19 protein-coding genes and 2 pseudogenes are annotated in these 25,796 nt (G+C 58.4%); 4 read left to right on the top strand and 17 right to left on the bottom strand.

Annotation, left to right across the window (positions count from 1 at the left end; all coding sequences use genetic code 11):
- Positions 1 to 780, bottom strand: a 780-nt coding sequence (gene sfnG / locus U5A52_RS23005; protein ID WP_321936367.1) for a dimethylsulfone monooxygenase SfnG, incomplete at its 3' end; no start/stop codon positions are given.
- A gap of 26 nt (positions 781 to 806) precedes the next feature.
- The gene (gene msuE / locus U5A52_RS23000) at positions 807 to 1,376 is read right to left on the bottom strand and encodes an FMN reductase (RefSeq protein ID WP_321936366.1); all 570 of its coding nucleotides are present in this window, start codon (positions 1,374 to 1,376) and stop codon (positions 807 to 809) included.
- Between the two features lie 436 nt (positions 1,377 to 1,812).
- On the opposite strand from msuE, the gene U5A52_RS22995 reads away from it, so the two are divergent.
- Together U5A52_RS22995 and U5A52_RS22990 are read left to right on the top strand one after the other, a co-directional pair.
- Positions 1,813 to 3,036 (top strand): acyl-CoA dehydrogenase family protein, encoded by a 1,224-nt coding sequence (locus tag U5A52_RS22995; protein ID WP_321936365.1) that lies wholly within the window; start codon positions 1,813 to 1,815, stop codon positions 3,034 to 3,036.
- Positions 3,033 to 4,139: a sigma-54 interaction domain-containing protein gene (locus U5A52_RS22990; RefSeq protein WP_321936364.1), complete on the top strand. Its 1,107-nt coding sequence runs from the start codon at positions 3,033 to 3,035 to the stop codon at positions 4,137 to 4,139. Before U5A52_RS22995 ends, U5A52_RS22990 begins: the two co-directional genes overlap by 4 nt.
- 31 nt (positions 4,140 to 4,170) lie before the next feature.
- Here U5A52_RS22990 and U5A52_RS22985 read toward each other — a convergent pair whose 3' ends face one another.
- From U5A52_RS22985 to U5A52_RS22950, 8 genes are all read right to left on the bottom strand, one after another.
- Positions 4,171 to 5,439 carry an acyl-CoA dehydrogenase family protein gene (locus tag U5A52_RS22985; RefSeq protein ID WP_321936363.1) on the bottom strand — a complete coding sequence of 423 codons (1,269 nt, stop codon included), beginning with the start codon at positions 5,437 to 5,439 and terminating at the stop codon, positions 4,171 to 4,173.
- A gap of 362 nt (positions 5,440 to 5,801) precedes the next feature.
- Positions 5,802 to 6,284, bottom strand: a complete 483-nt coding sequence (locus U5A52_RS22980) for a beta-eliminating lyase-related protein (RefSeq protein ID WP_321936362.1) — start codon at positions 6,282 to 6,284, stop codon at positions 5,802 to 5,804.
- Positions 6,285 to 6,302: 18 nt separating this feature from the next.
- Positions 6,303 to 7,352: an ABC transporter ATP-binding protein gene (locus U5A52_RS22975; RefSeq protein WP_321936361.1), complete on the bottom strand. Its 1,050-nt coding sequence runs from the start codon at positions 7,350 to 7,352 to the stop codon at positions 6,303 to 6,305.
- A complete protein-coding gene (locus tag U5A52_RS22970; RefSeq protein ID WP_321936360.1) occupies positions 7,346 to 9,277 on the bottom strand; it encodes a dipeptide/oligopeptide/nickel ABC transporter permease/ATP-binding protein in 1,932 nt (643 codons plus the stop codon). Before U5A52_RS22970 ends, U5A52_RS22975 begins: the two co-directional genes overlap by 7 nt.
- Entirely contained in the window at positions 9,274 to 10,227 is a 954-nt protein-coding gene (locus U5A52_RS22965; protein WP_321936359.1) for an ABC transporter permease, read from the bottom strand. The genes U5A52_RS22970 and U5A52_RS22965 overlap by 4 nt, the downstream gene beginning before the upstream one ends.
- A 36-nt stretch (positions 10,228 to 10,263) precedes the next feature.
- A complete protein-coding gene (locus U5A52_RS22960; RefSeq protein WP_321936358.1) occupies positions 10,264 to 11,835 on the bottom strand; it encodes an ABC transporter substrate-binding protein in 1,572 nt (523 codons plus the stop codon).
- Positions 11,836 to 11,914: 79 nt separating this feature from the next.
- Positions 11,915 to 13,663 carry a hydantoinase B/oxoprolinase family protein gene (locus U5A52_RS22955; RefSeq protein ID WP_321936357.1) on the bottom strand — a complete coding sequence of 583 codons (1,749 nt, stop codon included), beginning with the start codon at positions 13,661 to 13,663 and terminating at the stop codon, positions 11,915 to 11,917.
- A 34-nt stretch (positions 13,664 to 13,697) separates the two neighbouring features.
- Positions 13,698 to 15,734 (bottom strand): hydantoinase/oxoprolinase family protein, encoded by a 2,037-nt coding sequence (locus U5A52_RS22950; RefSeq protein ID WP_321936356.1) that lies wholly within the window; start codon positions 15,732 to 15,734, stop codon positions 13,698 to 13,700.
- Between the two features lie 487 nt (positions 15,735 to 16,221).
- On the opposite strand from U5A52_RS22950, the pseudogene U5A52_RS22945 reads away from it, so the two are divergent.
- Both U5A52_RS22945 and U5A52_RS22940 read left to right on the top strand, forming a co-directional pair.
- Positions 16,222 to 17,167 (top strand): annotated as a pseudogene (locus U5A52_RS22945) (DDE-type integrase/transposase/recombinase).
- A 308-nt stretch (positions 17,168 to 17,475) separates the two neighbouring features.
- On the top strand, positions 17,476 to 18,399 hold the full coding sequence (locus U5A52_RS22940) for a LysR family transcriptional regulator (protein WP_321936355.1): 924 nt from the start codon (positions 17,476 to 17,478) through the stop codon (positions 18,397 to 18,399).
- 301 nt (positions 18,400 to 18,700) lie between these two features.
- Here U5A52_RS22940 and U5A52_RS22935 read toward each other — a convergent pair whose 3' ends face one another.
- The 7 genes and pseudogenes from U5A52_RS22935 to U5A52_RS22905 all read right to left on the bottom strand — a co-directional run.
- On the bottom strand, positions 18,701 to 19,843 hold the full coding sequence (locus tag U5A52_RS22935; protein WP_321936354.1) for a porin: 1,143 nt from the start codon (positions 19,841 to 19,843) through the stop codon (positions 18,701 to 18,703).
- A gap of 584 nt (positions 19,844 to 20,427) precedes the next feature.
- The gene (locus U5A52_RS22930; RefSeq protein WP_321936353.1) at positions 20,428 to 21,219 is read right to left on the bottom strand and encodes an ABC transporter ATP-binding protein; all 792 of its coding nucleotides are present in this window, start codon (positions 21,217 to 21,219) and stop codon (positions 20,428 to 20,430) included.
- A 20-nt stretch (positions 21,220 to 21,239) separates the two neighbouring features.
- Positions 21,240 to 21,980, bottom strand: coding sequence for an ABC transporter permease (locus U5A52_RS22925; RefSeq protein WP_321936352.1), 741 nt, complete (start codon positions 21,978 to 21,980; stop codon positions 21,240 to 21,242).
- Positions 21,980 to 22,693, bottom strand: coding sequence for an ABC transporter permease subunit (locus U5A52_RS22920; RefSeq protein WP_321936351.1), 714 nt, complete (start codon positions 22,691 to 22,693; stop codon positions 21,980 to 21,982). Before U5A52_RS22920 ends, U5A52_RS22925 begins: the two co-directional genes overlap by 1 nt.
- 80 nt (positions 22,694 to 22,773) lie before the next feature.
- The gene (locus tag U5A52_RS22915; protein WP_321936350.1) at positions 22,774 to 23,970 is read right to left on the bottom strand and encodes an FAD-binding oxidoreductase; all 1,197 of its coding nucleotides are present in this window, start codon (positions 23,968 to 23,970) and stop codon (positions 22,774 to 22,776) included.
- A 22-nt stretch (positions 23,971 to 23,992) separates the two neighbouring features.
- Positions 23,993 to 25,543, bottom strand: coding sequence for an NAD(P)/FAD-dependent oxidoreductase (locus tag U5A52_RS22910; protein ID WP_321936349.1), 1,551 nt, complete (start codon positions 25,541 to 25,543; stop codon positions 23,993 to 23,995).
- Positions 25,471 to 25,716: pseudogene (locus U5A52_RS22905) on the bottom strand ((2Fe-2S)-binding protein); the annotation flags it as partial. The pseudogene U5A52_RS22905 and the gene U5A52_RS22910, both read right to left, overlap by 73 nt.
- Between the last annotated feature and the right edge of the window lie 80 nt (positions 25,717 to 25,796).

Below are 25,796 nucleotides of genomic sequence, written 5' to 3'. Positions count from 1 at the left end.
GTCGAGCACGGCCTTCGCTTCTTCTTCGGTATCGCGCGCGATCACGAAAGCGTTCACACCGATACGGACCTGGTGATTGTTCTGCGCGGCCTTCGCACGGATATCGTCGATCTGGGCCTTGAGATTCTCCGGCGTGTTGCCGTTCGTGAAATACCAGTCCGAAACGCTCGCCGCGTTATCGCGCGCCGCACGAGAGCTTCCGCCCTGGAAAATCTCGGGATGGGGCTTCTGCACCGGCTTCGGACTCAACGTGTAGTTGTTGAAGCGGTAGAAGTCGCCCTTGAACGTGAAGTTGTCCTCGGTCCAGATACCCTTAAGCGCGCGGATGAACTCGTTCGAGCGGCGATAACGCTCGTCGTGCTCGAGCCACGGCTCGCCGATCGCGGTGAACTCGCCCTTGAACCAGCCGCTTACGACGTTGATCGCAATGCGGCCGTTCGAGATGTGGTCGATGGTCGCGATCTGCTTGGCGACCACAGCGGGATGCCACGGCCCGGGCAGGATCGCCGCGAGCACCTTGAGCTTCGTGGTCGACTGCAGCAGCGCCTGGCTGAACGACACCGACTCGTGCTGATACTCGGCGCCGTAGCCGGCTGTGAAGCGGATCTGGCTCAGCGCGTATTCGAAGCCCGCGCGCTCGGCCGTTTGCGCCAGGCGCTGGTTGTAGTCGAGACTCCAGTCGGTGCGCTGCTCGATTGTGCTGACGACAAGGCCGCCGCTCACGTTCGGCACCCAGTAGGCGAATTTGACGGCGTCGTTGGTTTGGGAAGTCTGGCTCATTGAAGGTTCCTTGGAAGACGTGGCATTCAGGCGGCAAGCGCCGCGGTGACGGTTTCCGCGCGGGCGCGCAGTTGTGGCGTGGCACGTTCGACAGCGAGCGCGACGCGGGCCCGCAACGCTTCGCTCGCGATCTCGTAGCGATCGAAATCGCTTTCGGAGGCGTAGACGCCGATCGGCAGCGTGCGCGCCTGGAAGAAGCTGAAGAGCGGCCGCAGTTGATGGTCGATCACGAGCGCATGGCGCTCGCTGCCGCCCGTGGCGGCCAGCAGCACTGGCACGTCGATCAGCGCCTCGTGGTGCACGAGATCAAAGAGATGCTTGAAGAGGCCCGTATACGAAGCGCGATACACCGGGCTCGCGGCGATCACGAGGTCGGCTGTCTCGATCGCGCGGATTTGCTCCTCGATATCCGCAGGCACCTGCGCACGCGTAAGCGCACCAGAGAGTCGCTCGGCGATGTCGCCCAGCTCGATCACGCGGATCTCAACAGGCAGTTCGGCCTCCAGCGCAGTCAGTATCGACTGCACCAGCGCCAGCGTGCGCGACGGTCGCTGCAGGCTGCCCGACACGGCCACGATCTTGTGTTTCTTGCTCATAAGGATTCCTTCTCGAATCGGGACATACTTGACCGGCCCCGTCGTGAGGTAAAGGCAAGCACCGTGCCAAATCGCGCGAACTGACCGCTCACGGCAGAAGTTCCGGCATAGCAGCAGTTTTCGTCGTCGAGCGGCGTTTCCAGCTGGGAAATGCACCTGATAAGCACATCCCGGCGATACTCGGATCGATATGCCGGAATGCGATGACGCACCGGCAACAACGCTGCTTCTTCGCTGCTTCTCACGCAGCAGCGTCGGTTCATCACATGAATGGAAGCACGCAGGACGCATGACTTCGCGGGTCGATGCTGCCAGCGCAGCAGCCTGATTAGGTTATGAGAAATCCTTGCTTCTCTCGCCGGCCAAAACCTTGAACACTGTGCTGATCCTGCAGCACGCATGCGCGTGTGGTGCTGCACCACCCGATCACACTGCAATGGCATCCATTTCCCTATCGTTGCCGCCGACCGACACGCCGGAGCCCATCCGGCCCGTCCTGCACGCATCGCCGCTAAGCGTCGCCCGGGATCTTGCCGATCGCTTCGTGCAGACCGCAGCGGAGCGCGACGCACGCGGCGGCACGCCGAAAGCGGAACGCGACGTGCTGCGTGCGAGCGGCCTGCTCGCACTGAGCATTCCAACCGTTCACGGCGGACTCGGCGCGAACTGGCGCACGACGCTCGACGTCGTGCGCATGCTGGCGAGCGCCGACAGTTCGCTTGCGCACGTGTTCGGCTTCCATCATCTGATGCTGGCCACGGCACGCCTGTTCGGTTCGCCTGCGCAATGGCAGGCGCTGTTCGAACAGACATCGCGCCACCGGTGGTTCTGGGGCAATGCGCTTAATCCACTCGATGAACGCACGGTCGGTCATCCCCGCAGCGCATGGTTCGAATTCAGCGGACAGAAGAGCTTCTGCTCGGGCGCGCTCGACTCGGAAATGCTGATCGTCTCCGCGCGCGATGCCCAAACGCGCGCGTTTCTCGTTGCCGCTGTGCCGGCCCAGCGAAGCGGTATCTCGATCGCCGAGGACTGGAACAATTTCGGGCAACGCCAGACCGACAGCGGTTCGGTGACGTTCGAACAGGTCCGCGTGGAGCATCACGAGATCCTCTCGAACCCTGGACCGCTCTCATCACCATTCGCATGTCTGAGGCCACTCATCGCCCAGTTGATCCTGACGAACATCTATCTCGGGATCGGCGAGGCCGCGTTCGATGACGCGCGGCACTACACGCTGAAAGAGGCGCGGCCCTGGCCCGCCTCGCAAGTCGCCAGCACCGGCGAGGACCCGTACATCCTGGGTCAGTACGGTGAGTTCTGGCTCGGGCTGGAAGCGGCGCGCGCGCTCGCGGACCGGGCCGCCGCTCGCCTCGACGAGGCGTGGTCGCGCGGAACCCGCCTCACGGCGGCCGAACGCGGCGAGGTGGCGCTGGCGATTGCCAGCGCGAAGGTCGTCGCCGCACAAACGGGTCTCGACATCTGTACCCGCATGTTCGACGTCGCTGGCGCCCGGGCGACCCACGGCGAGCTGCGGCTCGACCGGCACTGGCGCAACCTGCGCACCCACACGCTGCACGATCCGCTCGCCTACAAGATCCGCGAGCTTGGCGAATGGGCGCTCAATCGAACCTATCCCACGCCGAGCTTCTACTCATGAACCACCCGCTCCCCCACGCATGGTCCGACGACACCGAAGCCGACCACCACGTCCCCGTCTCTGTCCTGACCTTGCCGCACAAGCATTCGCTGACCACCTCGATCCGTGCCCGCGCGCAGGTGTTCGTCGATCCCCGTTCGCTCGAGCTGCTCGAGCGCATCCAGCTGGTCGCACCGAGCGACGCCAATATCCTGATCGTCGGCGAGACCGGCACCGGCAAGGAACTGGTGGCGCGTCACGTGCACAGCCTGAGCGAGCGGCGCGACAAGCCGTTCGTTGCCGTCAACTGCGGTGCGTTCTCGGAAACGCTCGTTGAAAGCGAACTGTTCGGGCATGAGAAAGGCGCCTTCACCGGCGCGTTCAACGCCAAGCCGGGCTGGTTCGAGGCGGCCAACGGCGGCACGTTGTTCCTCGACGAAATCGGTGACTTGCCGCTTTCAATGCAGGTCAAGCTGCTGCGCGTGCTGCAGGAGCGCGAGGTCGTGCGGCTCGGGTCCCGACGCGGCATCCCGATTGACGTGCGAGTCGTAGCCGCGACGAACGTCCACCTGCAGCACGCGGTGGCGGCCGGGCATTTCCGCAGCGACCTGTTCTACCGGCTCAATGTCGTTCAACTCGCAATTCCGACGCTGCGCGAACGTACCGGCGACATCCTTCCGCTCGCCCGCTACTTTATCGACGACTACCGCAGCCGGCTCGGTTACGGGCCGGGAACGATCTCACCGCGCGCCGAGCAGAAGCTGCTCGCGTACAGCTGGCCCGGCAACATTCGCGAACTGGAAAACGTGATCCATCACGCGCTGCTCGTGAGCCGCCACGACACCCTGCAGGACGGCGACCTGCACCTGTTCTCGTCCGGCATCACAGCGACGCCTGGCGCGAGTGTGCCGAGCGGGCCGCATCATGCACTCGAATCCGCGCTTCTCGAACTCTTCAACGGCGAGCACGAGAATCTCTTCGAACAGATCGAGGACATGGTGATGCGCACGGCGTTCGAGTACAGCCACCGCAACCAGATTCAGGCGGCGAGGCTGCTCGGCATCAGCCGCAACGTGCTGCGCGCGCGGCTGATCCGGACGAAGGAAATCGCGGCCCTGAAGTAGCAACGCCAGAAGGGCCGCCGCACGGCCGCGCTCAGGCAGCCTTCTGCCCCGCCGTGGGACCGGCGCCGATCGCCCAGACATACGGCGGCTCGGTGCCGTTGATCTCGCGGTCGCCGATGATACGCTCCTTGAAGACGATCGGGTTGTGCGAGGCCGCCGTGCGGGCGTTGCGCCAATGGCGATCGAGACGCTTCTGCTCGCTCGTGCCCGATGCACCGAGCGCATTGAACAGGAGCGTGGTCGCGCGCAGCACGAGATCGGCGATCGCGCTCTGGCCGCGCGCGGAATCCAGTTCGGCATCGACATTCGCTTCGTGCTCGGCCTGCGCATCGTCGCCGAAACGCGTCTCGTAAGCGCGCTGCGAAGCCTGCGCCGCGCGCACGGCCGTGGCCTCGGCCGCGAATACAAGCGACGATACCTGACCCACCACCTGCTGCACCTGCGCATCCTGTGCGAACGACGGTGCATTGCCGTGGCTGAAGATGCGCCGGCGCGAACGCACCTCCTGCGAGATGTCGCGCAGCGCGGCGCGCCCTGTGCCCGCGAGCACCGCCAGCAGCACCAGCTGGTAGAACGCAGTCTGGTATTTGAAGCGCGTCGAAAAGTCGATGATGTCGATCTCGTCCACCCCGGCGGCCACGAACGTAGTCGTGCCGCTACCCGTCGTACGCTGGCCGAAGCCGTCCCAGTCGTCGCGATGCGTTACGCCCGGCTGCCTTGCCCGCACGGCCGCGATCACATCCTCTCCGGAGTCGTCACGCCGGGCGAACACGTCGATCCAGTCGGCGAAGATGCTGCCCGTGCTGTAGTACTTCTCGCCGTTGACGACCCAGCGCTCGCCGTCATGGGACACCCGCGTGATCACGTCGCCGATTGCCACGCTCCCGACCTCGGTCCAGGCATTGCCGACCAGTTCGCCCGCAACGAAGCGCTTGAACCAGACATCGCGCGCCGGGCCCGGCTCGGCATTTAGGCGGTCCTCGACAAACGCGAAGTGGCCGCGTAGCGCCTGCGGCAGGTTCGAGTCCGCTTCGGCCAGCTCGATCAGCAACTGGATCAACTGCGGCAGCGATGCACCTGCGCCGCCATGCTCGACGGGCACACGCACCGCACCGAAACCAGCGGCCTTGAGCCATTCGATCTGTTCATAAGGCAGGGTACGATCGCGCTCACGCTCCAGCACACCCTCCGCAATGCGGGCGAAGATTGGTCGGAATCGCGATGCGAGGCGCTCGTAACCTGTACCGAGAGATAAAGCGGATGTAACACCCGCGCTGCTGGCGACATTCAATGCGGTCATGTGTGCTCCAGGTATCGGCTTGATGAGTGGCCCGTGAGGGGCCTCGTTCTTTACCGACAAAGCAGAAGCCATGCCAAATCGTCAGATGGGGAGCACGTATGCGAGAGATGGGAAAACCACACGCAGATTGCTGGCTCAGCGACAGGATATTGCTGATTCGCTGCTGCGTGGGCAGCGAGTCGTGCCTGATAGCCGCGCAGCATACCGGGAATTTGTCGCTGCGCTAATACGGGCGGAATCTGCATCTGCTTGCGCCGGCAGGTGTCCCGATGCGGGACGCTGCGGCGGTGACGGCCCACTCGGTTGGCTTCAGCCCGGCGGGATAGCACGCGCACAAATCCATCAAGCTGGTTAGTGACCGGTTACGCAAGGGCCATCGCTTTAAATTCAGCCCTCGCCCCCATTACCTCGCGAATGGCGGAGGCGGCGAAGTCTATGCCAGATTCCGTTACTCCCAAGTGAGTAGCCATTCGCAGGCGTCGCGGACCAAACTTGCTCACAAGTACGCCTTTTTGGCTCAGACGTGCGATGAGTAAATCTAGGTTGATGCCTGGGTCGATCACAGTCGCAAAAGCAAGATTGATGGGACTATCCTCGGGGGCCAAAATCACGCCTTCGATCTGCCACAGGTGTGTCCGCAGACGGGATGCGAGGCGATGATCCTCGGCCAGGCGATCGAGATTGTGGTCCAGCGCCCAGTTCGCCGCGGCCGCCAGAACCCCTGTCTGGCACATTGCTCCGCCAAGCTGCAACCTGACCCGTTTCGCTTCTGCTATCGCCTTTGCCGTGCCTGCGAGTACCGCACCGGCCGGGCAGCCCAGCCCCTTCGAGAAACAAACCGACACACTGTCGTTCTCTAAGCGTTATCGCACCGCGATAAGTTTCTCGTCAGATGCTCTACGCCCAGTATTCCCAACGCTGATAGAGGCGCCTGCTTTCATGACGTCTCCGGCAAAGAAACAGGCTGCTTCGTGGCGCTCACCAATAGCACGCAATAGTGGCACCTCTCTTGAACACTCAGTTTTCGCGAAAGTGCATCGCGTGCGGAATGCGCAGCCCGATGGCAGTTCGATGGGACTTGGTAGGTCACCCTTCAACGAACCGTCGCTAATGATTTTCCGTGTCGGGTCGGGGACGGGCACAGCTGCTAACAAGGCGCGTGTGTACGGGTGTGCAGGGGAAGCATAGACCTGCTCGACCGGTCCGCTTTCCACAATCTTACCCATGTACATGACGAGCACGCGGTCACAGATGTACTCGACCAGACTTAGGTCATGCGTGACGAAAAGCAGCGTGAGGTCCAAGTCCCGCTGCAGGTCGAGAAGCAGATTTACAACCTGCGCCTGGACTGAAACGTCGAGAGCTGACACTGCTTCGTCAGCGACAATAAACGACGGTTCGAGAGCCAGCGCACGCGCTATACCGATTCGTTGACGTTGTCCGCCAGAGAACTCATGTGGGTATCGGTTGATCTGGCTGCGGTTCAACCCCACACGCTCAAAAAGATTGACCACTCTATCGCTGCGTTCGGACTCAGAATAGAGATTGTGTATCGCAAACGTGTCAGAAATCTGAGAACCAACCGATTGCCTCGGGTTTAGGCTCGCGTACGGGTCTTGGAAGATGATTTGCATGCGTCGGCGAATCGACCGCATCTCACGCTGCGACGCTCCGAGGATGCTCTTGCCTTCGAACGTCACATTTCCGCTCGTAGGCTCGACCAGACGAAGCGCAGCGCGACCCAAGGTGGTCTTTCCTGAACCAGACTCTCCAACCAGGGCTACAATCTCACCGCGCGCGATGGAGAAATCAACTGAATCAACCGCGCGCACCACTTTCCGCTGGCCGAACCAGCGGGACCCAACCGCATAGTGTTTTGAAAGACCTTCAACTTTCAGAATCTCGTTCAACATTCTCTCCAACGGATACAGCGGCTGAAATGTCCTTCAACGCCAGCGGTTTCGAGGACCGGTTCTCGACTGCGACAAGCGTCCGTTGCCATGTCACAACGCGGCGAGAACGTGCACCCGTCCGGCAAAGCGATCGGTACCGAACCGGGAATGGCCTTGAGTCGAACACGCTCTCCAGTAGACGTACGAGTTCGGTTCCTTGAATCTGGAACACATGCCAAGAGGCCTTTGGTATAAGGGTGCTTCGGAGAAGCGAAGATTTCCACGGTCGGGCCTTCTTCGACCACGCGCCCTGCGTAAAGCACCACAACACGGTCGGCGACTTGAGCGACAACGCCCAAGTTGTGGGTGATGAAAAGAACACTCATTGTCCCGTGACGGTCATTCTGTTGCTTCTTCAGCAGCGCAAGAATTTCCGCCTGCAGCGTGACGTCAAGCGCGGTTGTCGGCTCGTCGGCGACCAGCAATGCCGGCTCGCAACACAATGCCAACGCGATCATGACTCGCTGACGCATCCCCCCCGAAAGCTCATGAGGGAATTGGTCCAGACGTCTTTTGGGGTCGGTAATGCCGACCTTCGTCAGCATCGCCAAGGCCGCCTCTCTGGCCTGACGCCGCGACACGCTCTGGTGCGTCAGGATGGATTCGGTTATCTGGTCCCCAATTCGATAGACCGGATTCAGACTGGTCATGGGCTCCTGAAAGACCATAGCGAGATCGTTACCCCGCAGCTTTCTGATTCCGGCGTCGCTGAGTTTCAGGATGTCGATATTCTCGGAGGCACCGGTCGCCTCGGACTTTGGGAACATTATCTGACCATTTGCTACTCGAACACCTGACGTAAGCAAGCCCAGTGCGGCAAGACTCGTCAACGACTTGCCCGACCCCGACTCACCGACGAGAGCGACGGTCTCGCCTTTGCCAATTGAAATCGAAACATCATTGACCGCTATCCTCTCGCCATTCGATGCGGGGACTGCAATATCGAGATTCTGAATCCGTAGTGCAGCCTGGCTGGAGACTGACCGGTCTACCAAGGTCGCTTGACGCCGGACATCAAGCTTAACTGCGGCAAGCTTCTTCTCTCCCTGTTTCGAGTGCCGTTCACGGGGGTCGTAAATCTCCTGAATGACGTCGCAAAGGTGGTTTACAGCGAACACAGTCAGTGCCAAAGCCACACACGGCCAGAGCAAGTTGAGCGGCTGAGTTGTCATCGTAGCTCTCGCGCTTTGGACCATGAGACCCCACGATGGAGTCGGCGGTGTCACGCCCAGGCCCAGGAAGCTCAGCCCGGACTCGAGCAAAATCACTGACGATACGGTGAGCGAGAACTGAACCAACAACGGCGGAAAGATGTTGGGTAGAACTGTCCGCAGCATGACCCGGGAGCTGGTTGCGCCGAGCGCTACAACTGCCTCGACGTACTCAAGCCGTCGAACAGTGAGGACCTCCGCATAAGTAATCCGCACAAAATTCGGCGCACTCAGCACGGCCAAGACCACTGCGAGCGTGACCGCTCCGGGCCCCACAAACGTGACGACCAGCAGTGCGAGGAGAATCGGTGGGAAAGAAAGCACCACGTCTGTTAGGCGAAGCGCTGCGGATTCCGCCAACCCGCCAAAATATCCGCCGAGCAGCCCAAGCGCAATGCCGAATATCGCAGACAGAACGGCGCTGCTGAATGCGACTGCGAGAGACGTTCGTGCACCGTAAAGCAACTGAGCGAGGATGTCATGGCCCAGGGCGTCGCTGCCAAGCGGGTGCGACCACGTCGGACTCGCAAAACGGTCTGCAATGTGCATAACGGTCGGGTCGTTCGACGTTATCAACGGTGCCGCTATTGCAAGGACAGTAATAAGTACAATTGCGGAACCCGCACGCGCGATGCGCCCGAGGTCGCGGTTAGTCTCAAGTTTGAGCCGGCTCATTTACTGCGTGCCCTCGGATCAAGTATCGGATAGATGACATCCGCGACCAGATTGATAAGGATGAATAGCGCCGCGACAACGAGTACTACGCCCTGAACTTCGGGGTAATCTCGGTAATCCACCGCAGTCACCAGCATCCCGCTCAGTCCAGGCCAGTTGAATACGTACTCCACCAATACCGTTCCCCCGATGAGCGAGCCAATTTGAAGACCTGTGAGCGTCACCACTGGACCAAGGGAGTTGCGGACGATGTGTCGACGCCAGACTTTTCGCTCAGTCAAGCCTTTGGCCCGAGCAGTACGCACCCAGTCCTTATCAATGACACCAAGCACCGTGGACCGCGCCATCCGGAGAACCATCGACGTGAAGCCAATAGCGATGGTCAGAGTTGGCAACAAAAGTGACTGCAGGTGACGTGCTGGCGATTCGCCGAATGACGCGTAGCCGCCAGCCGGAAACCATCCGAGAATCTGCGAGAACAGAAGCATGAGCACAGTTCCAATGACGAACACAGGGACGGACAAGGCTATTCCGGTCAGCCACTTCAATGCCCGGTCGGGCCACTCTCCCATTCGGCGTGCCGAGATAACTCCAAGCGGGATACCGACGAGCACTGAAAGCAGAGCGGCTGCGCCGACCAATTCCAGTGTTCGAGGAAGTCGATCTGCAATGACCTGCGTAACCGGCGTGTGGTCTTGAAAGGATGAGCCAAGGTCGCCATGTGCGATTCGGTCGAGATATGCCACGTACTGCGTGACCACCGGCTTATCCAGGCCCATCTCCTGTCGCAACTGCGTGACGGCTTCCGGCGGCGGCGCAACACCGCCGCTAGATAACAACATTACTGCCGGATCGCCCGGAACCAGGAATAGCAGGAAAAACACCACCGTGGCCACCACGTAAAGCAATATAAGTGCCGTAAACAGGCGCTTGACGATATATCCAGTCATCTGCCGACTTCCTCAAATAATGCTTCAGCGCATTGTCTAGACGGTCGTGTTTTGCAACGTGACGGCTGTGTAGACATCCAAGTTGCCGGGAAGAGTTTTGAAGCCAGCAACCTTCGGATTCACCGCGTAGGCTTCGACTCGATACGCCAGCGTGGTAATTGGCGTGTCCTTAGCAGCTTGGCGAGACACCGAGTCGTAAATTTGCTTGCGCTTTGCCGGCTCGACCTCTTGACGACCTTGCGCAAGCAGTTGGTCGAGCGTCGCGCTCTGAAACCCGAACGAACGACGATAAGACGGGGGCCCGGACCCGATAAGCGTCGTCAGGCCGTCTGGGTCCAGTCCGTCGAGCGCGCCGCCATTCACTGCGAGCTGATATCTGCCCTGGTTCCCAAGGCTGACCCGGGTACCCCAGTCCGGCAATTGCAGTTGGACCTGCAAGCCTACAGCGGTCAGATACTGCTGCACTATCTGAGCGATGTCGCGGTGCATTGCATATGTCGATGAGGCGAGCAGATTTATCTTCTGACCAGCAACGCCTGCTTCTTGAATGAGCTTCGCCGCCTTATCGGGGTCGTATGGCCACAGATGCTGTAACGCCGGGTTGTAGAAGGACGATGTCTTTTGGATAGGCAACCCGTCGAAGGGGCTTCCCTGACCGTAAAACGCGCCCGTGACGATGTCTTCCCGTTTAATAGCGTGCGCAACCGCAAGTCGGACGCGGGGGTCATTGAACGGCGCTGCCTGCGTGTTAAAGCAAAGGTACATAAACGCACCTTCACTGGCTTCGACCCGAACTCGCGAATCGGACTTGAGCTGCTGGAGGTTCTGCCAAGGCACGTATTCGATAATGTCAACGTCCCCCGACTGGACAGCGGCAACTCGAAGATTCTCGTCGGCATAGACAACAAAGCGCATCGAGTCGACTTTGGGCAGGCCCGCTCGATAGAAATACGGATTCTTCTTGAACGTCACCGAGATACCCCGGTCCATCGCTTCAAGGACGAACGGACCAGCTCCGAGCGGCTGTCCAGTCACAGGGTCTTTGAACTTTGGAGACACAATCGGTGCGTCCGGTCGCGCCAAGTGGTCTGGGAATGCAGGGGTCGGGGACTTGAGCGTTATTTTAACGACGGAGGGGTCGCTCGCATCGATGGACTCAATGGCCCGCATCTCATTCAGCAGGTATGCGGTCGAGTCAGGTGCAGCGATTTGTTCAAGCGAAAACTTGACGTCAGCCGACGTAAGAGGTGAGCCGTTCGCGAACCTGATGCCGGGGCGAAGCTTGAAAACATAGGTCCTGTCGCCCTGGAGCGTGTAGCTTTCGGCGATTTCCGGGACGATTTTTCCTTCGTCCGAGTAGCTGAGCAGACCGCGATAGATTTGCAGCTTCACAGTAGCAGCAGGTTGCCCTGTGTACTGGAACGGCTGCACGTTGGGCGGATAAGCCGAGAGGCCGTACCGGAGTACCTTGCTGCCGCCCTGCGCGAAGGCTTCATTCGTTCCCGTCGCAATCGTTGCGGCAGCGCTGAGACCGGCGATTAGGAACCGGCGGCGCTCGAGTGACGTGGCATCACCGTCTACAGAGATAGTCTCGATTTTGGTGGTCATGGTGTGAGCTATAGTGGCGCGTGATAATTCTTGTACGCGACAGGTCCGTGCAACGACCTGTCGTGAAGTCCCGGTGGTTCTAGCTTTCGGCGACAAGTCGCTTGCGCGCTTCTGTAACGCGCTCCGTCCCGTACTGCGAAGTTGCCAACTCGTCGCTCAGGACACCGTCGCGTAGATCTGCAGCCAATGCTTCGATGGGGCGGTCGGTCGCTGATCCGAAGCCTCCGCCGCCAGGCGTTTCAATCCGAATCGTCTCGCCAGCTCGCAGGAAGATGCCGCCCATCTTCGACTCGAGCGTTTCAGCTCTGTCAGTTCCATAATTACGAGTGATTCGACCTTTCCCGCCGTCGCCACCACCGTCGACACCTTCCGCGCCCTTCTTGTGACTGTCCGAGCGGAACGACACTTCGGTGTCGTCCAGCAAAGCGCGGATTTGGCGAACGATCCCCATCCCACCGCGTTGTCTGCCCGCGCCGCTTGAGTCTTCGACCAAACCGTAGTAGTCGACAAACAACGGAAATTCGTGTTCGAGTGCTTCAGTCGGCATGTTCAATGTGTTGGTGACATGCACATGGATGGCATCCATGCCGTCAGAGTCTGCGCGTGCACCCGAACCTCCACCCAAGGTCTCGCCCCAGACGTACATGCGTCCGTTCGGAGAATATCCAGAGAAATTGATGGACGGTAGAATATCGTTGCCGGACGCCATTACGCGGTGTTCGGGAAGCGCAGGACGCAATGCGCCGAAGATTGCGCCTGCGATTTTTTGGCACGTAATACTGCGTGCGCTCACGGCGGCGGGGAAGATCGGGTTCACGATCGTACCGGCTGGCGCGCTAATCGTCACAACGTCGATGAGCCCGCTGTTGGCCATTAGGTCAGGGTCAAGAAGCGCTTTCATGCAGTAGTACACGGTGGCGTTGAGCGCGTTCTCTGCGACATTCAGCCCGCCGCGCGCCTGACGGCCTGTTCCAGTCATATCGACCCAAAGCTTGTCGCCTTCGATGGTCACATTGGCGGTGATGGGAATCATCTCGCCGCCGAAGCCGTCATCGTCGAGATACGTCGTGAACGAATACTTTCCGTCGGGCATCGCCAGAATTCGCTGACGAGCCCGGTCCATTGTGTAAGAAAGGACGTCGTCGATGGCTTGCTGCACCCCGTGTTTGCCCATGCGGCCCACGAGCTCATGGACAGCGGCGGCGCCCCGAAGATTCGTCGCTACCTGAACCTTCAGGTCGAGCGTTCTCTCCTCCGGCAGCCGAGAGTTCGCTGCGATAATGCTCAGGAGGTCCTCATCGACGGTACCTGCACGCGCGATGCGGATGACGGGCAATCGAAGACCTTCGTCGAAGATGGACTTTGCGTTCGCCGAAGTAGAGCCTGGAATCGGACCGCCGATGTCTTCGTGGTGGCCGATGTTCGCTGCGAACATGAACGGCTTCCCGTCTTCGAAGATAGGGGTGACGATAGAAATATCGGGTAAATGCGTGCCTCCTGCGAGGTACGGGTCATTGCAGATGAACGCATCGCCGTCGACCATCTGGTCAAGGGTGTAGCGGCTCAAGACAGCACGGACGCTACCCAGCAAGGAACCCAGATGAAGCGGAATATGCGTTCCTTGCGCAATCAACCTCCCGTGAGCATCGAAGAGACCGACCGAGAAGTCACGGCGCTCCTTGATTTGTGACGAGAAGGATGAGCGCATCATATTGATGGCCATGTCTTCCGTAATCGTGAGCAATCGATTGCTGAAAACCTCCATTCCAATCGAATCGAATTTGGTGGACTTCATTGGCGTCGATTCCGGCGAATTTTCTTGCAACATGAGTGCGTTACCTGATAAAGAATTTGCGACTTGGTCAGTCGATAACGATGTTTCCGTAATGGTCGAGTTGAGCTTTCTGACCCGGGTGGACCACCGTGGTCGAGCTCATTTCCTCGATAATCGTTGGACCGACCACCGATTCAGCTACCGGCAGGCTCTTGCGGCGGTACACCTTGGTGTCGAGCCAACCATCGGCGGGTCCGAAATAAACTGACCGTGAATCGATGAGGGCGGACGCCAGCGAGCCGCCCTTCACGGGCGTCATGAGAACTGCGTTGGGGACAACACCGACGGCCTTGAGTCGGCAATTGACAATCTCCACCGCAACATCGTCGATGGCGTAGCCGTACTGATTCAAGTGGGCATCGTGGAACGCCTTCACGAAACCATCCAGACCGTCAACGCTAATTCCAGCCATGTCGACCGGGATATCGTGGTTCTGGCCTACGTAACGAGCGTCAAGCGACAGCACGAACTTCCGGTCCTGCTGTTCAATCTTCTCGCCCTCAAGCCATTGCTCGCCGTCACGCTGCAGGCGCTCGACCGCTTCACAGATGACTTCCCAACTCGCCTGGTTTGCGATGGCGAGCTGGGTGCGAACGAAATCACGGGAAACGTTGGAAACAAGCGCGCCCCGGGCACACATCGTCCCTGGCTCGATAGGCACCAGCAGTCGCGGGATGCCGCATTCGCGCGCAACTTCACTGGCATGCAGTGGCCCAGCGCCGCCGAAGGCCATCAGCGTGAAGTGCGCGAGGTCGTGTCCATGCTCCGTCGAAATTGCGCGGATGGCGCGGCTCATGCTCGCGCTTGCAATCTGAAGCATGCCGTAGGCCGCCTCGTCAACAGAAATCCCAAGCGGATCGGCGATGCGCTCTCTGATTGCAGCAGCTGCACGGTCGCGGTCAATTGGCATTCTTCCTTCGAGCAGAGCGACCGGATTCAGGCGACGCAGATAGATGTTCGCATCGGTTAGCGTTGGCTCGGTACCGCCCTTTCCGTAAGCGGCCGGTCCGGGCGCGGCTCCGGCGCTTCGCGGGCCAACCTTCAAGCCTCGCGCGTCGTCCACGTGCGCGATGCTGCCACCTCCGGCACCGATAACGTGGATATCTACCATTGGCACTTTCGCGGGGTAACCCGCCACCAGCCTGTTAGGTGTGAACTTCGGACGGCCCTTTTCAATCAGTGACACGTCCGTGCTGGTTCCGCCTACGTCGAATGTAATCAAGTCGGAAAAGCCTGCAGCGCCACCGACTGCCGCGGCACCCACGACACCTGCTGCAGGACCAGAAAGGCACGTAAGGACCGGAAGCTCCTCGACGGACTTAAGCGAAAGCAGTCCTCCATTCGAATGCACAGTCAAAGGCTCTACCGGGATGCCCACCTCGTTGACGCGCTCTTCGAGGCGAGCGAGGTAGCTCTTCATCGGCGGTCCAACGTACGCGTTCAGGACCGTAGTGGACGTACGTTCGTATTCGCGGAACTCTGGAAGCACGTCGGACGAGATGCTGACGTACGTGTTCGGCATAAGTCTCTGAACAACTTCCCTTGCTCGTTGCTCATGTTCAGCGTTGCGGTATGAGTGCAGAAAGCAAATCGCAACCGATTCAACTCCGCTATCACGCAGCGACTTGACAGCCTCTTCTGTTTGAGCGAGGTCGATGTCTTGCACGACCTCGCCTTTGGCATTGACACGCTCGTCTACTTCGACGCGTCGATAACGGTCAACGAGCGCTTCCGGCTTGACGGCTGAGTAGTCAAACAGCATCGGCCGCGTCTGCCGACCGATTGCGAGAACGTCGCGAAAGCCACGGGTCGTCAGCAGTCCCGTCGCCACCCCGCGGCGTTCGATAATCATGTTGGTTGCGACCGTCGTGCCGTGCCCGAAGAACGTAACCTGCGAAGGGTCCGCATCAAATAGGCGAAGCATCTCTTTTGCGCCTTCTGCGATTGCCACCGACGGGTCGTGGGGAGTCGAGGAAATTTTGAAGAACCGGAATTCTGCTTTGTGCGTGTCGATCAAAACGAAGTCCGTAAAACTGCCGCCCACATCTACGCCAATCCGCAACATCCGTAATTCCCCTAAGGTTCATTCGTTCGCGCACGTCACCATTAACGGCCACGGCCCTCCCTTGAGTGCGAGATTATGGTGGGGTCTCCAAAACATAGCGTCAAAGTCATTTTTTAATGCACCCTATTCTGGTTGGTTATACTGTTGAACCGACCTTTTTTAACTGCTACATCCACTGCCGGCCGTTAACCCTCATCCCTCGTCGTTTCCGACCGCAACAGCCGGTTAAGACTCCCTCTTTGATTGCGGATCCCCCTTGAGTTTCGAGAGTTTTTTAAAAAAACACAAACCTCAAAAAAAGGGCTCCCCCGCATTATCGAACTGAGATTTTCTTACTGTTGAATCAGCGCTGACCAATACTTTTTCAGGAATTTATTCTTCGGCTTTGAAAATTCATTAAACGTCCAAAATCAATAGAAACGTGTTGTAATGGTTCAATGTTCCTGGACACCTCTAAAGAGGATAATTGCTCCAACTGAGGTGAGAGATGAGCAGATGGAACCTGACTGACGAATTTAAGGCGGAAGCGGTGCAACTCGTGGTTGCGCAAGGCTATTCATTTTCGAAGGCCTGCGAAGGGCGACACTGCCCCGCGGCGCTGGGTTGCGCAATGGCGTGCCCAGCAGGCTGAGCCACCGCGCAGTCAGGCACAGATCCAGTCCGACCGGCGGCGCATCCGCGAACTGGAGGATCGCCTAATGGAGCTCGAACGGAAGCGCGAAATACTAAAAAAGTCTACGGCCGTCTTCGTCAAGGAAATGGATCGCTCCTCGAAGTGATCCGCTCGCTGAGGAAGGCCTGGCCCGTGAGTCTGATGTGCCGGGTGCCGAAGGTGCCGCGAAGCAGTTATTGTGCGCTGGCCAGGCGCCCCGCCAGGCCGGGCGCCACCGGGCCCGATTGCGCATGTGTGAAGCGCAACTGGCAGTCGCGCGGCGTCGGACACATCGATACCGTAAAGCCGAAGGTGAGGTCCTGATTGCGCCCAATCTGCTCGAGCGCCGGTTCGACCCGGGCGCCATCAACCGCGTGTGGGCAGGCGACATCACGTACGTGAGAACACCTCAGGGGTGGTCCTATCTGGCCATCATGATGGACCTGCACTCGCGCCGTATCGTCGGTTGCGCGTTTGCCATGCAGGCAGGCACCGAACTGGTGATCCGGGCGCTGCACCAGGCGCGTCGCAGCCAGCGCCCGAAGCGGGGTTGATGTTCCATTCCGCCCAGTACACCAGCGAGCGCTTTGTGCGCGAGCTGAAGTCAAACGGGATCATTCAGAGCATGAAGAGCGAGTGGATTGGCGAGCAGGACCACGCTGGTCACGAACAGGCCCAACGTGATATCACGGACTACATCGCTGACTTCTACAACTACCGGCGGATACATTCGGCGGCAAGCAACCTGCCACCCGCATCGTACGAAAGATCGACTTATTGAACAGCCACTTTCTGGGTGTCCAAAGAAATTTGACCACTACATGGTACCAATCAATTCTCTAGGCGAATACTGGGAAGGTGACTCGCTAGGCAGGACGGAGTCCGGCGCTTCATTCGCGGCTGCAGCCAAAATTACCTTGCCGTTGTCGGAACCGTCGAACGAAACTTTCGTGCTGCCTCTCTGCGCAAGGCGGGGTTTCCCCCAGTCTTCGAAGTCACTCCGCCGCAATTTTGGTTCTGTTACCCTAGAACCCAGCAAGCCGTTTGAGCCCATATCATTCGAAAAAGTTATACCACGAAGCTGCACACATGAGACACCAAGTTAACCTCCGCCAGATTGAAGCGTTCAAAGCGGTAATTGAGAGAGGAACCGTGAGCGCTGCCGCGGACGCACTGTTCGTTTCGCAGCCAGCCGTCAGCAAGCTCATTGCAAATCTCGAAGAAGACTGTGATTTGAAGTTGTTCGAGCGCGTTCGAGGGAAACTGGCGCCTACTCAGCACGGCATGCGCCTATATGCGGAGATCGATCGTGTCTTCGCAGGATTGCGCCAGGTAGAGCACGCGATCGAATCGATACACAGGGACGACCAGAAGCAGCTTACGGTGGGGGTCCTGCAAGCACTGTCTGGTTCCTTCATCAGCGAGGTTGCTCGCAGTTTCCTGAAGGTGCACCCCGATGTCTACGTCACCATCCACACACGTGACTCTCCCATCTTGGCCGATTGGTTGAGCACTCAGCAGATTGATGTCGCATTGATTAGCAGCATCGTCGACCATCCGTTCATAGAAAGAGACACCCTAATTGAGCACCCGCTCATGTGCGTACTTCCGACGGCGCATCATCTATGTATTAAGCAGGAGATCGACGTTACAGACCTGAATGATGAAGATTTCGTCGGCTTCATTCAGTCTGAATCGACAGCGACGCGCCAACGCGTAGACGCCATCTTTGACCAGTCGGGAGTTCGACCGAGAATTGTCGTGCAGGCGGCTACCGCCCCCACCGTAATGGAAGCCGTTGCGGCCGGACTTGGCGTCACACTTGTACATCCGCTATTCGCCGACGGCGTTAAGGACCGTGTGGCCCTCAGACACTTCAACCCCAAGCTTCCGTTTGGCTTCCAACTTTGCCGTAATCGAAGCTCTCACAACGTGCAATTGGTCAATGACTTCATTCGAGAAGCGAAGCGCGTCGCGGATGAGACGTCTCAGGAACTACTAGCTCGGTACTGAATCGCGACGCCGCACGCTATCCTCCTCGGCCTCTTACCGCAGCCGGAAACGTCCGTGCCCTCAGTGGCCAGTGCGCTGAGGTCACATCGCGCTACCTCGGCGTTGGCGTAGTCGTATGTCCTCGCAGGGCGAAATAGGAGACGTCGATCCTTCGCTACCACCAGGCTGGATAGGAGACCTTCACTCCCAAGCATGCTGTGCATTTTGGGACAAAAAAATGTCGCCCGAAGGCGACTGAATTTCCCTGGAGAAGAGGAGCGCCGATGCGACTCGGCGAAGCTACGCTAAAGCTGTTGGGTAATCAGAACTTATGCCGGATGCCGACGCGTGCGACGACCTGATTTTGGGTCGACGATGTGTTGCTGCCAAACAGATAGGCGTAGTCAAGCACGCTACCCGTACGATCGCCGCTGACGTGCTGATAGACGCCAAGCGCGTACACGTCGGTTCGTTTCGACAAATAGTAATCGGCCTGAAGGCCGACCATCTGGTAGTTCGGATTCAACTTCTCCACTGTTGTGTTGAAGTTGCTGTGTGTGTAGGTATACATCGCCCCAAGGAACAGGGCGGGAGTAACCGCGTAACGCCCGTTGATTTCGAAGTTCTGGTAGCGCAGGTTCGAGAGCGTGCCGGAAGCCGGAACAATCTTACCAACGTAGCCTGATGTCGTCGGGTCGCCGACGAAGGTGTTCGAGTAGGACAGACCGACTTGAGCGCTGCCGAAGTTGTACGTAGCGCCTGCTCCGAAGATGCGAAGCTTGCTGCCGACAAAGTTCTCGTCACCACCGTTGTTCACGGCACCAGTCGCGGTCGATGAAGGGTTGTTGCCTTCCATATAGGCAGCTGCGAGCACGAGGCCACCGACACTGTATTGGCCACCGAAGCTGTACATCCGGTTGTTCGCAAAGTTCGTATCGTTGCTGAAGCTATATGTGCCCCCAAACTTGAACCCGGCGACGGTAGGACTCGTGTACTTAACGGTGTTGTTGAGGCGGAAGCTGTTGTCGGTGTTGTCGTTGTCGTAAGGGTGCGAGAAAAGGAAACCGCCCCAGGCGCCGTTCGCAGTCGTCTGAGCAAGGTAGTTCACCACCGAATCATACTGACGTCCCAGAGTGACCGAGCCGTACGTATCCGAGGACACGCCGACCCAAGCCTGTCGACCAAACATTAACCCACCCTGACCGAGTTTGCCCGTACTCGCATTGAAGCCGTTCTCCAACTGGAAGATGGTTTTCAGGCCGCCACCGAGGTCCTCTGTGCCTCTCAGACCCCAGCGGCTCCCCTGCATCGTGCCACTGACAACCTCAAACTTATTGCTGCCCTGCTCATTGTTTGTGTAGCTCAGACCCTCGTCGATTAAGCCGTAGAGTGTGACGGAACTCTGAGCCATCGCTGGAGCTGCAGTGGCCGCCGTGACAAGTGCGGCAACAAGTCGTTTTTTCATTTAGGACTCCAAACCCTTGTGTGTCGTAGGAAGTTGAATTGCTCTGGTCGTTCTTATTGGTTTCTACATCAGTCGGTTAATCACGCCCGAATTCTGACGGTAGGTCCAAATTACGTATGCCGTCGCGTAGTGCTGACTGACTTACGGGCATGAGCGTATGGGGACGAAATACGAGTGTCAAAGTCGGATTTCGGATCGTCGCATTCTCATTGGTTATACCCTCGCAGTTCCTCTGTGTAGCTTGGTATGACGCTAAGGTGGCGCCGTCAGAAGTCCGTGGGAAAACGTTGTTTTTTTGCAAATGGACGCGGACGTCTGCGTCAAGATACCGCCCAGTAGATCAGCAGTACGAATCTGAAGACGACGGAATATTTAATATTCCTAAATTAATCCACCAGAATAGGGTGTCAGCTCAGATCGACTGGGCGTATCAGCTATGCACGAATACCAACAAACGGCGCGCTCCCCTGTCGCGATCCTAAGTAGCGCCGGCAGACTTCCGCGGGCTGCCGCATAGGCAGCGCGTCACCCGTTTCGAACGTACGTCCGACTCTGACAACGCGCTGTCTTCGGGTTTGCGGCGTTTACTTGAGGCCACCACCAAGGAACTGGCGGAGACGGTCACTCTTTGGTTGTCCAAGTACCTCACTTGGCACACCTTCCTCCTCGGTACGTCCTTTGTGCAAGAACACCACCCGATTCGAAACGTGTCGTGCGAAGGTCATTTCGTGCGTGACGACCACCATCGTACGCCCCTCTTCGGCAAGCGCCTGCATTACCTTCAGCACTTCTCCGACCAGCTCAGGGTCGAGCGCAGAGGTCGGTTCATCGAAGAGCAAGACTTCCGGCTCCATTGCCAAAGCTCGAGCGATGGCAACGCGCTGCTGCTGCCCCCCCGACAGGTGCGATGGGTACTGCTCGGCCACGCGAGCAGGAAGGCCAACCTTTGCCAGGTAAGCCTTCGCAGCCTCTTCAGCTTCTTTCCTGGAAAGGCCTCGAACTTGCATGGGCGCTTCCATAACGTTCTCGAGAGCCGTCATGTGCGACCAGAGGTTGAAGTGTTGAAAAACCATTCCAAGCTTCTTTCGAACCCGTTGCAGTTGAGCGGGGTTCAACTTGCTCGCGTTCGACTTGCCCTTTTCGCCGGCGTTGATAAGCTCGCCGTCGACCATAATGCTTCCCGAGTCGGGTCGTTCGAGAAAGTTGATGCACCGGAGAAAGGTACTTTTGCCTGACCCGCTCGCGCCGATCACACTGATAACGTCCCCAGCTATCGCGGAGAGCGAAATTCCGTTGAGAACGTCCACATCCCCAAACTTCTTTCTCACATCGTCGACCTTCAACTTCACCGGGTTTGCTTGATTTGTTGCAGCCATTTCTAATCTCCAAACTTTCCTTAGTGAGCTTCGTCAGCGACACCGACTTCAGATACTGGGCCTGACATCGACACCTTGGACGGCCGTCGGTACGGCGTCAGTCTCCGCTCAAGCCAATTCACGACTCGCGTAATTACGAAATTCAAGAACAGGTAGATTGCACCTGCACATATGAACACATCGATCGCGCGGTAAGTGTCCGAAATAATCTTGTGTGCAATGCCCGTGATTTCCATCAAGGTCACAACGCTCGCCAGTGAGGTAGACTTGACCATCAAGATAAACTCGTTCCCATATGCAGGAAGAGCCTGGCGGATGGCGAGCGGCACGACCACGCGACTCATAACCTTGAGCGGAGACATCCCGCAGGCGCGCGCCGCCTCAATCTGCCCCACAGGGACCGAGAGAATGCCCCCTTGGACAATCTTGCATCCGTACGCTGCGGTGTTCAGAGTCATTGCAAGCACTGAACACCAGAAAGGGTCGCGCAGATAAACCCAAAGGAAGCTCTCACGTACCGTTTGGAATTGGGCAATACCGTAGTAGATGAGGAACAACTGTGCCAGCAAGGGGGTCCCACGAAAAAGAAACACATAGAATGCGACAGCTCCTCTCAGCGGGCTCGCGCCATAAACTTGCAGGGTTGCCAACACGACGGCCAGCATCATTCCTACAACAATGGAAAGTACAGCGAGTTCGAGCGTGAGGGGAACGCCTCTGAGAAGACTTAAAAATGTGTCAAGGTAAAAATTGTCTTCCATTACGCCCTCCGTACTCCGCGGGATGTGTGCGATTCCAGGAACCTGAAGATCACGCCCGACACGCTGGTAATTGCAAGATAGAACAGCGCTGCTGCTCCATAGAAGTAGAACGGCTGCTGCGTCGTAGCCGAGCCAAGCGCCGACTGACGCATAAGTTCCACGAGACCGATCACGGAAATGAGCGCAGACTCTTTCAAAACGAGCTGCCAGACGTTGTTCATACCAGGGATGGAGAATCGCAACATCTGCGGAGCGATGATTCGTCGAAGCAGCGTCAGCGAGGTCATCCCATATGCTTGGCCGGCTTCAATTTCTCCCTTGCTGATAGCGAGGAATGCACCGCGCATCACCTCGGCTTGGTAGGCCGCTGACACGACGCCAATTGCAGCAGCGCCAGTCATGAAAGTCGGTAGCGTCACGAAGCCATCGCCACCGAGAAGCTGCTTGAATTGCGTCAGCAGCATGCTTCCACCGAAATAGAAGAGATAAATGACCAGGAGATCGGGCACGCCACGCAGGACTGTGACGTAAACGTCGGAGACCCAAAGCGCCACGGCACTGCGCGACAGTCGCGCCCAGCAAACGAGGGCCCCAATCGCCATGCCTATCGCGTAGCCAGCGGCCGCGACTGCTATCGTCGTCACAGCTGCGCGCAGCATGAGTTGTCCCCAGCCCGTCGGACCGAAGCTCATCAAGTCGAGGAAGTGCTCCATTGCATAACCCTATTTAATACTGTTGATAGACGCGGTCGGGGTGCTACTCGCGGCCGCGGCTAGTCTCCTACTCAGCAACGTCAATGCGTCTGCTTCAACGACTCCTTCATGGGCTCTTCCTGCTCCAAATGGAACCTCGCAGGACTAAATGCGTCCAGAGAGAAGGAGGACCTTCCTTCGACAATGTAGTCAGCGAGTGTCGCACCGACGCTGGGAGCAAGTTGAAACCCGTGACCCGAAAAGCCGAAGGCGTGCCACAATCGCGGCGCCCGCAGACTCGGGCCAATCACGGGAATGTAGTCGGGAGTGACGGCTTCGATTCCAGCCCATGTGCGAACAATTACGACGTTGCGCAAGCTCGGGAAATATTCCAGTACGACATTCGCGCTGCCTTTCATCCTGTCAATCACGGTCGCTGCGGTGCCTTCCTCAAGATTCGCGATTCCCAGGAATCCACCGCCAATGACGAGTGTTCCCGCCTCTGTCTGTTTGAAGGAGAGCGTTCTGCCGACGCCCAGGACAACAGGTTCAACAAACTTGGGCAACCGCGCAGTAACCATGAGGGAATACGGCTCGTTCTCACGGGGAACCACTTCGCCGACGTGTGCAGCAATTTCAAAAGCCCAGGCACCTGCGCAGTTGACGACAGTGTTAGCTCGAAATTTCCCACCCGTGGTCGCGACAACCCAGCCGGAGCCGGTATCTTCGAGTCCCGTTACCTTAGTCTGCTCCTTCACCACGGCCCCTAACTCTTCCGCTCGCAGGCGGAAGGCTTGAGTCGACCTCGCGGGGTTTGCATGTCCATCACGAGGCGACGTCAATCCACCTCTACAGGCCGGTGTGATGTTGGGTACTCGCTCCTCTACCTGACGCTTTGTGAGGAGTTGCTCGAAGTCGTAGCCAAGACGAGCCCCTTCCTGGAAGCGGTTCTCACACCAATCGATGCCTGCATCGTCTAGTGCGACGGCAATCTGGCCAACACTTCCTGAAAACTGACACGAGCGTGCCAATTCGCTTCCAAGGAGCGACTCCAGATTTAGCCACTGATCCATTGCTGCCATCGATAGCGGGATCTCGCGGAAATCACGTTTGAGCTGTCGGACGCCGCCGGCATTTACCCCCGAAGCATGGCGGCCGACCGTATGCTTTTCAAGCAACAGTACGGACACACCTTTTTTGACCAGGTGCAACGCGACACTGCAACCATGGATGCCGCCGCCGACCACAACAACGTCGAACTCTGATTTGTCACCGCTGCGATTCGCGCTAGTAGACATGGCGTCACTATCCCCTTGGGCTCTATTCATCATTCACTGGTACGGTACTTTCAGACGCGGCATGCTGCAACGATGCCAATGCTTCGAGCGGGAGCGGCCGCACCGGAATCCGCGGTCGATATGAACCCACGTCAAGGACGGATTTTCCAGTTTCGTCAGCAATGATGCGTGACACGGTTGTGCCACACATCCGTCCCTGACATTGCCCCATGCCACAGCGCGTAAGCGATTTGATTTGATTGGGGTCTCTCAGGCCCTTTACGATGCTTCGGCGCAACTCGTCAGCAGTAATTTCCTCGCACCGGCACACAATCGTTTCCCCGCGCGGCAAATCGCGCGTGAGCACCGGTGGGAACGCAAGATTAAGGAACGGGCGAATCAAGCCGAGCTTCTTCAAAAGTTTGACATCGGAGCGCGAACGCTCATCTCGCTCTTTCTGTGTGATTCGACCCAGGCGATAAGCCGCATCGAGAGCCGCAAGTCGGCCACCCGGCACCGCTGCTTTGGCGCCCGCGATCCATTGGCCGTCGCCAGCGACTGCGACACGGTCCAACGATGTTGCTCCCCACGGATCGGTTTCAGGAATCCAGGCAAGTTGCTGCTCGTCCCATTTATGGCGACAACCCGCTGCCCGAGTCAACGCCACATTGGGCACGACGCCTTCGTGGAGTAGGAGTACGGAGGCGTCGATGCTCCGACGCCCCTCCGAAGTTTCGAAGACAACGCGCTCTAGCGTTTCGCCTCCTTCGGCAGCCAGTTGCCTGACTCCATGATGAATCGCAATGCCAGCAGCTCGAAGCGCACGCATCCACGCGAGCCCCTTGCTCAACTCCTTGTAGCTCGCCAGCGCGGGAAGTAGCGCGCGAAGTGCGTCCATCGAGGGGATTCGCGACGTCGTTAGTAACAGTGCGCGAAGCGGTACGCCAGCTTTCAGCAACTGAACTGCGACCAACAACGCCAGGGGGCCGGAGCCAGCGATAACCGTAGGCGTCGATGGGACAACACTCGCCGATTTCAACAGTGTTTGCGCAGCACCTGCGCTCAGAACTCCGGGCAGATTCCAGCCAGGGACAGGCACTGGTCGCTCCATCGCGCCAGTGGCAATGACTATTCGCCTGGCGCGGAGAAGAGATGCCTGGCCGTTCTGAGTCACACCAACAGTGCCATCAGCCAACGCTTGCCAAACAGTGGAATTCGGGGCGTAGTGAACGTTGCTCCGGTTCAAGCTTTCGACCACGCCAATGCCCGCGCGATAGTCGTCCCCGAGCAACATCGTCACACGGTCGACATGCGCTGTGCGGTATTCAACACGGCGATAAATTTGTCCGCCTGGACGCTCTTGCTCGTCCAACAGCACCACGTCAAGACCGACTTCTGACGCCAGTGTCGCGGCGGAGAGTCCGGCAGGGCCGGCACCGATGACGGCCACATCGCAAGCCGTCCTGCTAGCGACGTTCGTGCTCATGACTGCTCCCAATCGCTCAAATCTACGTCGTGTTCGACCTGCATTCCGGCGGCTACCGTAACAAGGCACGCCTGGCGATTTGGAACTCCATCGATTCTCACCAGGCATTCGAAACAATTGCCAATCATGCAATGGGGCAAACGCGGTGCGCCGGTCACTGGCGTACGGCGGAAGCTCTCCACACCCGCAGCCAAGAGCGCAGCCGCCACGGAGTCGCCGCTGTTTGCCGTAACGGTTTTGCCCTCAAATGTGAATTGGACAGGAGCCGTGGGCGGCGTCATCCTCGAAAACATCGTCTTCCTCTGTGAATCGAATCCACGGACCGATAAGTCTGGTGATTCGATTTGTCTTACTCGATAAA

It is taken from the genome of Paraburkholderia sp. J8-2, assembly GCF_905220195.1.
GTDB lineage: Bacteria > Pseudomonadota > Gammaproteobacteria > Burkholderiales > Burkholderiaceae > Paraburkholderia.
Note: the sequence above shows the minus strand (reverse complement) of the source record. Positions and strands in the feature narration are given on the sequence as shown.

Coding starts and splice junctions, on each gene's coding strand:
- msuE (WP_321936366.1), bottom strand. CDS start 1,376: ATGAGCAAGAAACACAAGATCGTGGCCGTGTCGGGCAGCCTGCAGCGA.
- U5A52_RS22995 (WP_321936365.1), top strand. CDS start 1,813: ATGGCATCCATTTCCCTATCGTTGCCGCCGACCGACACGCCGGAGCCC.
- U5A52_RS22990 (WP_321936364.1), top strand. CDS start 3,033: ATGAACCACCCGCTCCCCCACGCATGGTCCGACGACACCGAAGCCGAC.
- U5A52_RS22985 (WP_321936363.1), bottom strand. CDS start 5,439: ATGACCGCATTGAATGTCGCCAGCAGCGCGGGTGTTACATCCGCTTTA.
- U5A52_RS22975 (WP_321936361.1), bottom strand. CDS start 7,352: ATGTTGAACGAGATTCTGAAAGTTGAAGGTCTTTCAAAACACTATGCG.
- U5A52_RS22970 (WP_321936360.1), bottom strand. CDS start 9,277: ATGAGCCGGCTCAAACTTGAGACTAACCGCGACCTCGGGCGCATCGCG.
- U5A52_RS22965 (WP_321936359.1), bottom strand. CDS start 10,227: ATGACTGGATATATCGTCAAGCGCCTGTTTACGGCACTTATATTGCTT.
- U5A52_RS22960 (WP_321936358.1), bottom strand. CDS start 11,835: ATGACCACCAAAATCGAGACTATCTCTGTAGACGGTGATGCCACGTCA.
- U5A52_RS22955 (WP_321936357.1), bottom strand. CDS start 13,663: ATGTTGCAAGAAAATTCGCCGGAATCGACGCCAATGAAGTCCACCAAA.
- U5A52_RS22950 (WP_321936356.1), bottom strand. CDS start 15,734: ATGTTGCGGATTGGCGTAGATGTGGGCGGCAGTTTTACGGACTTCGTT.
- U5A52_RS22940 (WP_321936355.1), top strand. CDS start 17,476: ATGAGACACCAAGTTAACCTCCGCCAGATTGAAGCGTTCAAAGCGGTA.
- U5A52_RS22935 (WP_321936354.1), bottom strand. CDS start 19,843: ATGAAAAAACGACTTGTTGCCGCACTTGTCACGGCGGCCACTGCAGCT.
- U5A52_RS22930 (WP_321936353.1), bottom strand. CDS start 21,219: ATGGCTGCAACAAATCAAGCAAACCCGGTGAAGTTGAAGGTCGACGAT.
- U5A52_RS22925 (WP_321936352.1), bottom strand. CDS start 21,980: ATGGAAGACAATTTTTACCTTGACACATTTTTAAGTCTTCTCAGAGGC.
- U5A52_RS22920 (WP_321936351.1), bottom strand. CDS start 22,693: ATGGAGCACTTCCTCGACTTGATGAGCTTCGGTCCGACGGGCTGGGGA.
- U5A52_RS22915 (WP_321936350.1), bottom strand. CDS start 23,970: ATGTCTACTAGCGCGAATCGCAGCGGTGACAAATCAGAGTTCGACGTT.
- U5A52_RS22910 (WP_321936349.1), bottom strand. CDS start 25,543: ATGCCTGGTGAGAATCGATGGAGTTCCAAATCGCCAGGCGTGCCTTGT.